The organism is Streptomyces sp. ADMS, assembly GCF_033441795.1.
GTDB lineage: Bacteria > Actinomycetota > Actinomycetes > Streptomycetales > Streptomycetaceae > Streptomyces.
The window spans coordinates 1-377 of the sequence record NZ_JAVFVX010000478.1 but is presented as its reverse complement, the minus strand read 5'-3'; the positions used below and the strand labels follow the sequence as shown (position 1 = coordinate 377).

At 70.0% G+C, this 377-nt stretch carries 1 protein-coding gene; it reads left to right on the top strand.

All coding sequences use genetic code 11. From position 1 onward, the window contains the following. Window positions 1-377 (top strand): transposase (locus RB628_RS41635; protein WP_318325797.1); only part of this gene is annotated, 377 nt, incomplete at both ends.

Genomic DNA, 377 nt, shown 5'->3' with positions numbered 1-377 from the left:
CGGACGAGAAGACCTCCATCCAGGCCCGCTGCCGCTGCCACCCCACCCTCGCCCCGGGCCAGGCGAGAGCGATGCGCGTCAACCACACCTACGGACGCGGCGGCGCCCTGGCCTACCTGGCCGCCTACGACGTCCAGGCCGCGAGGGTGTTCGGCCGCTGCGAGCCCACTACCGGCATCGCCCCCTTCATGAACCTGGTCGCCCAGGTCATGACCCAAGAGCCCTACGCCAGCGCGAAACGCGTGTTCTGGATCGTGGACAACGGCTCCTCCCACCGCGGCAAGAAGGCCGCCGACCGGCTGACCGCCGCCTACCCGAACGCGGTCCTCGTCCACACCCCGGTCCACGCCTCCTGGTTGAACCAGGTGGAGATCTAC